Origin of the sequence: Bulleidia sp. HCP3S3_C9, assembly GCF_052064035.1 — a bacterium.
Lineage (GTDB): Bacteria > Bacillota_I > Bacilli_A > Erysipelotrichales > Erysipelotrichaceae > Bulleidia.
In genome coordinates this window covers 108,702-116,378 of the sequence record NZ_JBQHWJ010000001.1, presented here as the reverse complement: position 1 = coordinate 116,378, position 7,677 = coordinate 108,702, and the positions used below count along the sequence as shown (strand labels likewise).

The 7,677-nt window shown below is 34.9% G+C and carries 8 protein-coding genes; all 8 read right to left on the bottom strand.

What is annotated here, in order from left to right; translation table 11 throughout:
- Nucleotides 1-124 precede the first annotated feature (124 nt).
- The 8 genes from ACTND6_RS00550 to ACTND6_RS00515 all read right to left on the bottom strand — a co-directional run bounded on the left by ACTND6_RS00550 (nucleotide 125) and on the right by ACTND6_RS00515 (nucleotide 7,591).
- Nucleotides 125-964: a Cof-type HAD-IIB family hydrolase gene (locus ACTND6_RS00550; RefSeq protein ID WP_441020958.1), complete on the bottom strand. Its 840-nt coding sequence runs from the start codon at nucleotides 962-964 to the stop codon at nucleotides 125-127.
- Nucleotides 961-1,794, bottom strand: a complete 834-nt coding sequence (locus tag ACTND6_RS00545; protein ID WP_441020956.1) for an HAD family hydrolase — start codon at nucleotides 1,792-1,794, stop codon at nucleotides 961-963. The genes ACTND6_RS00550 and ACTND6_RS00545 overlap by 4 nt, the downstream gene beginning before the upstream one ends.
- Nucleotides 1,787-3,043 carry a histidine phosphatase family protein gene (locus ACTND6_RS00540; RefSeq protein WP_441045023.1) on the bottom strand — a complete coding sequence of 419 codons (1,257 nt, stop codon included), beginning with the start codon at nucleotides 3,041-3,043 and terminating at the stop codon, nucleotides 1,787-1,789. Before ACTND6_RS00540 ends, ACTND6_RS00545 begins: the two co-directional genes overlap by 8 nt.
- Before the next feature lie 43 nt (nucleotides 3,044-3,086).
- A complete protein-coding gene (locus tag ACTND6_RS00535) occupies nucleotides 3,087-3,653 on the bottom strand; it encodes a uridine kinase family protein (protein ID WP_441020951.1) in 567 nt (188 codons plus the stop codon).
- Between the two features lie 70 nt (nucleotides 3,654-3,723).
- Complete coding sequence (locus ACTND6_RS00530) at nucleotides 3,724-4,236, bottom strand: ECF transporter S component (protein WP_441020950.1); 513 nt, start codon at nucleotides 4,234-4,236, stop codon at nucleotides 3,724-3,726.
- Nucleotides 4,237-4,240: 4 nt separating this feature from the next.
- A complete protein-coding gene (locus tag ACTND6_RS00525; protein WP_441020948.1) occupies nucleotides 4,241-5,362 on the bottom strand; it encodes an aldo/keto reductase in 1,122 nt (373 codons plus the stop codon).
- 34 nt (nucleotides 5,363-5,396) lie between these two features.
- Nucleotides 5,397-6,722, bottom strand: coding sequence for an MATE family efflux transporter (locus ACTND6_RS00520; RefSeq protein ID WP_441020946.1), 1,326 nt, complete (start codon nucleotides 6,720-6,722; stop codon nucleotides 5,397-5,399).
- Entirely contained in the window at nucleotides 6,722-7,591 is an 870-nt protein-coding gene (locus ACTND6_RS00515; RefSeq protein ID WP_441020943.1) for an aldo/keto reductase, read from the bottom strand. Before ACTND6_RS00515 ends, ACTND6_RS00520 begins: the two co-directional genes overlap by 1 nt.
- Nucleotides 7,592-7,677: the final 86 nt, after the last annotated feature.

Here is a 7,677-nt window from a genome sequence, read left to right as displayed (position 1 = left end):
GTAGCCAAATATATTTTTAAATCTCATCCAATGACCCGCAGACAGATTACGAATGCTTTGAATGCTGCTTTTCCTATTTTTGCTCAATAGTGAATCTGATGGTTAATTATGTTAAAATATGAATTTATATAATCTCAAAATATTGTAAAGCTTTTTTTATCCCATCACATTCAATACGTGCAGTAATATAATCTGCCTGTTCTTTCAACTCTTCCGCAGCGTTTCCCATTGCAATTCCATACTGACACACTTCAAACATACTTGCATCATTCATAGAATCTCCAAAGGCATATGTCTGTTTTTTATCACATCCAAGCATCTCAATCACTTTTTTACATGCATGTCCTTTTGTGATGCCTTTCATTGTAATTTCTCCAGTTGTTGCACCACCTCTACCATAAGATGCAGTTGTAGAAACATATTCCAATCGATCATCTTTATGTTTCAGCCACTCTTTTTCAATTTCATCAGAAGCAAAGCTAACATCACTTTCAAGAATTGCTTGTCCCTGATAAGCATTTAGAGGCTGCATATGAAATACACTCAACAATTGTTCCACAGATACATCTGAATGCATTGCTGATTTCTTCACGCTCTCTATCATTTCATCATATTGATTTGGACTCGCAAAAAATTCATCAATCGTACTCATCATGATTTCACCATGAAATTCATCCATTACCTGATGTACAAATGCCTGCACCAATTCATCCGTTATAGGTGTTAAGATTGGATCTTCACCTTCCAAAAGAATTCCAGCACCATCAGAAAAGATATATCCATCAAGCCCTAGATTACGATACTCTGTCAATCCTCCAAGATTTCTTCCAGAAGAGATCAAACAACGATATCCATTTTTCTGTGCCTTATGAATTGCTTCTAAACAAGAAGAAGATGGCATAATTTCTCCATGTTCGCTATCCACTAAAGTTCCATCGATATCAAAAAACAAACAACCACTCATATTAATTCAAAATGCTTTAAAGCTTTATAAATGCCATCATTATCTGCTTCATCTGTCACATAGTCTGCATGTTGTTTGATTTCATCTGTACCATTTCCCATTGCAATGCCTGTTCCACATACTTCCATCATTTCTAAATCATTGGAACTATCACCAAAACCATATGCATTCTCTTTTTTTCCATGGAATAATTGTAAAACACGTTCAATACCAGAACCCTTTGTAACTCCATTAGCAGTAATTTCTCCACCCGTTCTACCTAAAGATGCATAATATCCACCAGCAACAACTGTATGTAAAGATGGTGGAACACGTGCAAAGAATACATCTGCAATCAATTCCGTCTGAAATGAAAAATCAATCTTCTGTACAGGTTCATTTTCATATTCACTGATATAAGCCATAGATCTTCTTTTTCTAAAATCTTCTAAGTCTTCTCCTGCATGGCGCACAGAAAAGAAGCGACTCATACGATTCCTTTCCGGTGCATTCTGATAGGCATATGTTGTTGTTAACAAGCCATATCCACCACCCAGGTTATCACAGATCGTTCTAAGTCTTTCCACAGTCGCAGGATCTAAGTCTCTTGTTTCTAAAATTTCTCCATTGTATGCAATTCCAGCACCGTTACAGAAAACAATACCCGGAAATTCCAATTGATCAAAGTATTCCTGTGCCATACGATAACTTCTGCCTGTACAAATAAAACAATGATGTCCATTTTTCATTGCTTGTTGGATTCCATCAATTGCACTTTGTGGAATTCTTCTTGTTTTTGGAGCAATTAAAGTACCATCCATATCAAAAAATAAAAACTTTTTATCACTCATACTTTTCTCCATTCATCATTTCCAGCAACGACCATGTGCCATTGTGGTATTGAAATCTACAGATTCCTCCATTCGGTGTTGGATTGATTCCCTTTTCATGTGCTTCATGAAATAACTTTTTACGATCAATTCCAAACAACGTTTCTAACAATACTGTATAGTAATTTGCATGTGTAACTAATAATACGTTATCTCCATCCACCGCCTGATCCGTTGTGTCACGCAAGAAGGAAACAATTCTTTTCTGTACATCTTCTTTGTCTTCACCACCAATATCTTTGTAGTGAACTTCATCAAAACGTTCTTGTTGCTCGCTGAAGTTTTCTGTATAGTCGCTACCTTCTAGATCACCAAAGAAGATTTCTTTCAATCGCTCATCCGTATATGCATGCATATCTCTATTAGACAAAATAATATCTGCGGTATCTCTCGCTCTTTCACTCGTTGAAGAAAATGCTAGATCAAACGTTACGTCTTTTAATTTTTCACACGTTTGTTTTGCCTGAGTAATTCCATTTTCTGTTAATGGAGAATCGCATTGTCCCTGCAGACGGTGCAGCATGTTAAAATGCGTTTCACCATGTCGAACAAGATAATATGAAACTGTTTTAGGAAAATGCTTTTCCCTAAACTCTTCAGCACTGACAGGTTCTTCCTGCATTGCCCACTTTCCATCTTCATATGTAAATACACAAATACCACAATTCGGCATCCATGGTTTTCCTTCTGCATTTCTTTTCTCAGCATATGCATGCTGATCAAAGTTTAATAATGTTTTCATTAAATGCATAATAAAACTGCCATGAGATACAATCAGAACATTGTCATTATCATTACAGTCTTCCAGGATTTCGGAAAATGCTTTTCTCGTTCTTTGATCAAAGATTTCTGTCGATTCGCCGTGATACTCTCTCCAGTCATCTCTCATCGCATCGCCCCAGATTCTGCTTTTAAATGCATCCATTGGCTGACCATCCAGATCACCAAAATCAAATTCCTTTAAACCCTTTTTATCAATTAAAGTAACATCATGATACTGACAAATGATTTTTGCAGTATCTAATGCACGTTCACTAGATGAAGTATATGCATGTTGAAATGACACTTGTCTTAAAACAGATGCAATTTCTTCTGCATCTTCAACACCTTTTTCAGTTAATGGGGAATCACACATTCCCTGCATTCTCCCAAGACGGTTAAACAGTGTCTGTCCATGTCTGACATAATAAAAGTTAACTTTCATACTCATTTGTCCCTCATTCTTCATTGTACTAAAAAACAGAAGAAATAAATTACCATTCTTCTGCTTTTATGCAAATATTACAAATCTTTTCAAAACAATACGCTGAAAAGTATCTTTCTTCCAATGGAATCCAGCGATTCATAAAATCATCATACTTTTCCGGATTTCTTTCATAAAGTCTTTTTTGTTGGGTTTGTGGATCAATTGTTAAATAGATCATATAGTCATAATACTTTCGTAACACTGGATGCATTGCATATGACCCTTCAATAATCGTTACATGTGTCTGCTTTACAGTTCTTTTTTCTTTCAATGTCATTGTTTTACAATCAAATGGTGCAAATACAATATCAGCATCTGAATGTAATTTTGATGCAACTTCTTCAATGAAACGTTCTCGATCTACGTTACCACCAATTTCAGATAATCTTTCTTTTGTTCTTTGCTCTTTTTTCAAAAAATAATCATCCATATGAAATACATTGGCATGAAAATGTTGCGCCAGTTTATTTGCAAGTGTTGTTTTTCCAGAAGCACATCTTCCATCAATTGCAATCACAATATATTCTTGTGAATTTGCTTCAATTGCTTCAATGACTTGTTTTATCTTATCCATACTTGCTACATTATATCATCTCTATCATATAAAAAGTGCAATATCTCACACGAGAAATCACACTTCATCTTTATTTCATCACTTTCTTGATTGCCATACAGACAGGTGGAATCACTAATAGATGCATCACAATTCCAGGAAATGTAGAAACAAAATACGCTGTTGCCCACATCTGTAAAGAATAATTGCGAAGACCTAAAATCATAGACTGTATCATACCACCTGCAATCCTTCCAACAATCATTGCGATCATCAAAGCAGCATAGATCTTTACACCATCTTTCTTTTCCTTCAATACACGCATCATGATACCTGTCACAATTGCATACACAGGTAATTCAAAACACATCGCAATCAATGTATTTCCCTGTGGCATACCAGTGATCATAGAATTCAAGATTGGACAAAGGACACCAACAATTGCACCTTCCACTGGTCCTAATACAAGACCTCCAATCAAAGCAGGCATATGTAATGGAGAAAACAGCATTCCACCTTTTGGAATTCCATGGAATGCATATGGCAATACAAGACCTAATGCTAATAGCATTGCCATCACTGTAATTCTTTTTGTCTGTTTCATTCGATTATTTCTCAAATTCTTTCACTGCTTCTTCTAATAAATTTCTAATTTCTAAATGCTGCGGACAAACTTTTTCACACAAACCGCACTTCAAACATTCACTAGCTTTTGCATGACCATTTGATGTAACGATATTGTAATAATAATCAGCATTCCAATCTCCAAATGTCTTCTTTGTATTATATGTTGAAAAGATATCAGGAATACGAATATTCTTTGGACAATGATTCTCTTCTACACAATAATGACAACCTGTGCATGGAATCATATGATGACTATGAAATGCTTCAGCCACTTTCTCTACAGCTGTAAATTCTTCTTCCGTAAATGGTTTAAATTCTTTCATGAAAGATACATTATCTTTCATTTGCGCTAAATCAGACATTCCAGACAAAACAACTCTAATATCTTTAAAGGAAGCTGCAAACCGAATTGCATAAGATGCATTTGATCCTCCATGTAATGCATCTAAGATTGCTTGTGCATCATGTGGAAGATTCACAAGATTTCCACCTCTGACTGGCTCCATAACCAATACAGGTTTATCATGTTTTTCACACACTTCATATACAAGTTTAGATTGCACAGATAAGTCATTATAATCTAAGTAATTAAACTGAATCTGAACAATTTCAATTTCTGGATATTCTGTCAATATCTGATCAAGTACTTCCGCACGGTCATGAAAAGAAATTCCTACATGTTTTACTTTTCCTTCTTCCTTCAATGCAAATGCAGTTTCATACGCTTTACATCTTTTGAACTTTTCAAACTCTTTCGCATTCTGTGCATGCATCAAATAAAAATCAAAATAATCAACACCTGTATTTTCTAACTGTTCTTCAAAAAATGGACGAATATCTTCATTTGTGTTAAAAAATGAACCTGTTAGCTTATTCGTTAAAATATATTCATCTCGTTGATGCCTTGAAGATAAACATGTCTTTACCGCTTTCTCACTCTTTCCATTTAAATATCCATGTGCTGTATCAAAATAATTAAATCCATTTTCAATGAAGTAATCTACCATTTTATTTGTTTGTTCCACATCCACTTCTTCATCTTTCATTGGCAGACGCATCATTCCAAAACCAAAATTTTTGTGTATTTGTTGAAATACTTCCATATACATTCTCCTGTTCTTTTTCAAAATTGATTCATTATATTACTTTAAATTCCAACCATTTTAATGAACGATATCTGCAGTAAAAGATGACTGCACGAATCGTCCAGTCTAAACACATCGCAAATGCAATTCCAATCACTCCCATATTCAAATAAATTGCAAAGATGATTGAGAAAACAAACCTAGCAAGTAATGTAGATGCAATGGATACAATCATTGTAAACTTCACATCTCCTGCCGCACGCAATCCATTACTCAAAGGTCCAGAGATTGGATATACAATTGCATTAAATACACCATGAATTACAACAAGGCAGAAAATCAACTGCAGGGTTTCACTAGAGAGTTGATAGAAATGCATGAATAACGGTGTCAAAGCTAAAACAATCAAATTCCACACAATCGATAATACAATTGCCAGTTTATTCAACTTCTTAAAATAATATTTAGCCTGCTCCTGATTACCACTGCCCATGCACTGTCCAATCACAGTAATATAGACTGGTCCAAGTGTCACGCCCATCAAAGCAGCCAGTGACCAGATACTTTGTGCAACGCCATTTGCGGCAATCTGATATGTGCCAAACAAAGCAACCACACTACTCAATGCAACTTTAACAAACTGAAAAATACCATTTTCAATACCATTTGGAACCGCAATACTTAACACTCTTCTTAAAATATCTGTATCAAATGCAAATAAATCTTTCTTTGTATAATATGTCATTTGATTTTGTTGGAAACATAATTTTGTTATCACAATTGCACTAAATGCTCTAGCAATCAAAGAAGGAATTGCTACACCAGCAACCCCAGCATGCAACACAAATACGCCAATACAATTGCCAATGACATTAATGATATTGGATGCTAAAGAAACATACATTGTAGTCTTTGTTTTTCCCATAGAGCGGAACAAAGATGCACCTGCATTATAGATTGCGATAAATGGGTAAGATAATGCAGAAATTACAATATATGTAATACATGCATTCATAACATCTATTTCTACTTTTCCAAATAAAGCAGATAAGATTACCTGATGAAACATGAGAACAATACATGTCAAAACAATAGAGAACAGTGTTGAAAACATCAACAATTGAGAAGAAGAGCGCACACTATTCTTTTGATCTTTATTTCCAATATATTGTGAGATGACAACTGCACCACCTGAAGCTAATGCGGTAAAAAGATAGATAAATATTGTATTAAAACTATTTACAAGAGAAACCCCAGATACTGCAGCTTCTCCAACATAGGAAACAATAAATGTATCCATAATTCCCACTAACATCACTAATAATTGTTCAAAGAACAATGGTACAATCATATTTTTTAAATCGCGATTACTAAACATTAGTCATGAATCTTTCTAGATACGACCATCTTTACAAAATCTGTATCAAAATGCTTTACAGCTGTTCCAACATATCCTCTATCTAAAGAAGAAATCTGATTCATTTCTTCTTCACTCAATGCAAAATCCCAAATATCAATGTTTTCTTGAATTCGTTCCACATGTACAGATTTTGGAATCACTATAACGCCTCTTTGCACATTCCATCGCAGCATTACCTGTCCAATACTTTTATTGTGCTTTGAGGCAATTCCCTTTAATACTTCATTATTGAAAGCATCATATCTTCCACCGCCCAGTGGAGCCCATGCTTCTGCCTGTACATGGTATTCATTCATAATTTCTAACGCATGAGGCTGTGCAAAAAATGGATGTAATTCTACCTGGTTTACCATCGGTGGAATTTCTACAAAAGAACAGAAATTCACTAATGTATGTGGATAGAAATTAGATACACCAATTGCTTTTAATTTACCTTCTTTATATGCATCTTCCATTGCGCGATAAGCACTAAAGTAATCACCCATTGCCTGATGCAAGAGATAAAGATCCAGATATTCCAGACCACTCTTCTCTAAAGAAGCATCAATTGCTTTCCTTGCGGAATCATAATCTTTCATATCCTGCACCCACATCTTTGATGTAATAAATAATTCTTCTCTCGTACAAATTCCTTCACGAATTGCTTCTTTCACAGCTTCCCCTACTGCATCTTCATTTGTATAAGAGGCTGCAGTATCAATCAAACGATATCCAGCTTTGATTGCCTCTAATACAGATTGCTTACATTCTTCTTTATCACGCACCTGAAAAACGCCAAAACCTTCAAGGGGCATCTGTAATCCATTGTTTAATGTTGTATATTCCATTTGATATACCTCTCTTTCCATCCATAGAATAGTATTTCCAAAGCAAGAAGTACAATATCAAACATGTATTGTGCTATACTAAAAAT

What these genes read in the sequence shown, in the direction of transcription:
- ACTND6_RS00550 (WP_441020958.1), bottom strand. Translation starts at nt 964, where the DNA reads ATGAGTGGTTGTTTGTTTTTTGATATCGATGGAACTTTAGTGGATAGC.
- ACTND6_RS00545 (WP_441020956.1), bottom strand. Translation starts at nt 1,794, where the DNA reads ATGAGTGATAAAAAGTTTTTATTTTTTGATATGGATGGTACTTTAATT.
- ACTND6_RS00540 (WP_441045023.1), bottom strand. Translation starts at nt 3,043, where the DNA reads ATGAGTATGAAAGTTAACTTTTATTATGTCAGACATGGACAGACACTG.
- ACTND6_RS00535 (WP_441020951.1), bottom strand. Translation starts at nt 3,653, where the DNA reads ATGGATAAGATAAAACAAGTCATTGAAGCAATTGAAGCAAATTCACAA.
- ACTND6_RS00530 (WP_441020950.1), bottom strand. Translation starts at nt 4,236, where the DNA reads ATGAAACAGACAAAAAGAATTACAGTGATGGCAATGCTATTAGCATTA.
- ACTND6_RS00525 (WP_441020948.1), bottom strand. Translation starts at nt 5,362, where the DNA reads ATGGAAGTATTTCAACAAATACACAAAAATTTTGGTTTTGGAATGATG.
- ACTND6_RS00520 (WP_441020946.1), bottom strand. Translation starts at nt 6,722, where the DNA reads ATGTTTAGTAATCGCGATTTAAAAAATATGATTGTACCATTGTTCTTT.
- ACTND6_RS00515 (WP_441020943.1), bottom strand. Translation starts at nt 7,591, where the DNA reads ATGGAATATACAACATTAAACAATGGATTACAGATGCCCCTTGAAGGT.